The sequence below is a fragment of the Streptomyces sp. NPDC060198 genome (genome assembly GCF_042728415.1).
In the GTDB taxonomy this organism is placed as follows: domain Bacteria; phylum Actinomycetota; class Actinomycetes; order Streptomycetales; family Streptomycetaceae; genus Streptomyces.
Genome location: NZ_JBHWZJ010000200.1, coordinates 10,904 through 13,195 on the forward strand (window position 1 = coordinate 10,904; position 2,292 = coordinate 13,195).

Here is a 2,292-nt window from a genome sequence, read left to right on the forward strand (position 1 = left end):
CGTGTTACTCACCCGTTCGCCGCTCGTGTACCCCGAAGGGCCTTACCGCTCGACTTGCATGTGTTAAGCACGCCGCTAGCGTGCTCGGTCACCGCGCGCAGCAGCCGGTCCAGGTGTCCCGCCATGCGGGCGACGTCCGCCTCGTCGAAGAGGTCGGTGTTGTAGTTGAAGGCTCCCCGCAGCCCGTCCGGCCACTCCATCAGGAACAGCTCGATGTCGAACCGCGTACCGGCGGCCCGCAGGCCGTAGGTCTCCGCGTCCAGTGCCCCCTTCGCGTCGCGCTGCTGCGCGGTCGCGTAGTTCTGTACGGCGAGCACGGCCTGGAACACCGGCGGCCTGGAGACGTCACGCTCGACGCCCAGTTCGGTCACCAGTTGGGCGAACGGCAGTTCCTGGTGGGCATAGGCCTCCAGGCAGGTCTCCCGCGTCCGCTCCAGCAGCGCGGCGAAGCCGGGATTCCCGTCGAGCCGGGCCCGCAGGGGCAGCACGTTGACGAACATGCCGACGAGGCCTTCGAGTTCGGGCTCCGGCCGCCCGGCCACCGGTGAGCCCACCGCGAAGTCGCGCTGTCCGCTGAAGCGGGCGAGGAGCACCTGGAAGGCGGCGAGCATCACCATGTGGACGGTGGCACCGTGGGCCTTGCCGAGAGCGGTGAGCCGATCGAGCAGTCCTCGGTCCACCTGGAAGCCGTAGCCGGCCCCGTCGAACGTCTGCCGGGCGGCCCGCGGCCGGGCGGTGGGCAGCACGAGGGGCTCCACGCCGGCCAGTTCCCGCGCCCAGTAGGCCACCTCCGCGGCCATCGCGTCCCCGCTCAGCCGGTCGCGTTGCCACAGCGCGAAGTCTCCGTATCTGACGGGGAGTTCGGGCAGCGGATCGGGGCCGCCCGCAACCTGGGCCGTGTAGCAGCGCAGGATCTCCGACACCAGGATCTCGCTGGACCAGCCGTCGCTGACACTGTGGTGCACCACGAGGAGCAGGATGTGCTCGTCGGGTGCGCACCGCACCAGGAGGGTCCGCAGCAGGGGGCCCGCGACGAGGTCGAAGGGCCGGGCTCCCGCCTCGTCCACCAGCCGTGCCGCGTGCGCCTCGTCGACCGCTTCGGCAACGGGCAGCGGAGCGGGCGCGGGCTCGGCGATCTCCAGGACGGGCCTGCCGTCGTCGGTCGCCGGGTACCGGGAGCGCAGGGTCTCGTGCCTGGCCACCACCATGTCCAGGGCGCGCTCCAGCGCCGCGTGGTCCAGCGGTCCACGCAGTCGCCGAGCCACCGGGATGTTGTAGGCGGCGGTGCCCGGCGCGAACTGCTCCATGAACCAGAGGCGTTCCTGGGCGAACGAGAGCGGGGGCACCTCCCCGTCGTCCCGCCGGGGGACGACCGGCCGGGGCGCGGTGGTGAGGCCGGTCCGCAGCCGGCGGCTCAGCAGGGCGCGCTTGGCCTCGGAGAGGCCGGCGGAGGATGTGGTGGTTTCGCTCATGCGGGCGAACCGGTTCCTTCCAGGGAGTCGTCATCGGCGGACAGGAGGCTCGCGACCTCGTCGTCCGAGAGGGCATCGATTTCGGCCACCAGGGCGGCTTCCACCGCTTCGGCGAAGGCTGCGGCCGTCCGGTGGGTGAACAGGGTGCGCAGGGGGACGGTGAGTTCGGCGGTCGCCCGGATCCGGGCGATCACCCTGGTGGCGAGCAGCGAGTGCCCGCCGAGGTCGAAGAAGTCGTCCATCGCCCCGACCCGGTCGATGCCGAGGACCTCGCGCCAGATGTCCGCGACGAGTTCCTCCGCCTCGGTGCGCGGGGCCACGTACGCCTCGCGCAGCGCGGGGCGCTGGTCGGGGGCGGGCAGGGCGGCGCGGTCGAGCTTCCCGTTGGGCGTGAGCGGCAGCCGCTCCAGGACGAGTACGGCGTTGGGCACCAGGTGTGGAGGGAGGGATGCGGCAAGTGCGGCCCGCAGGGCGGAAGGGTCGAGGACCTCACGGCCCGGAGCGGTGCCCGCGACGGCGGCGGGGTCGCCCGGAGCGGTGCCCGCGAATGCGCCCGCGGGACCGGCGGGCCGGATTTCCGCCCGGGGACGGAGGCCGGCGCCGGGATCGTGCGGGCCCTCGGCGGCTGCCGGGACCACGTACCCCACCAGGGCGTCCCCACGGGCGACGACCACCGCCTCCGCGACCCCGGGCTGCCGCGTCAGCGCGTTCTCGACTTCGCCCGGCTCCACCCGGTAGCCGCGCACCTTGACCTGGCCGTCCAGACGGCCGAGGAATTCCAGCGCGCCGTCGTACCGGTACCGGACGAGGTCACCGGTCC

At 73.0% G+C, this 2,292-nt stretch carries 1 protein-coding gene and 1 pseudogene; both read right to left on the reverse strand.

Annotation, left to right across the window (positions count from 1 at the left end; translation table 11 throughout):
- Positions 1-1,472, reverse strand: a pseudogene (locus ACFWEP_RS22465) (condensation domain-containing protein); the annotation flags it as partial.
- On the reverse strand, positions 1,469-2,292 hold an 824-nt coding region (locus ACFWEP_RS22470; protein ID WP_387372185.1), incomplete at its 5' end, for a phosphopantetheine-binding protein. The gene ACFWEP_RS22470 and the pseudogene ACFWEP_RS22465, both read right to left, overlap by 4 nt.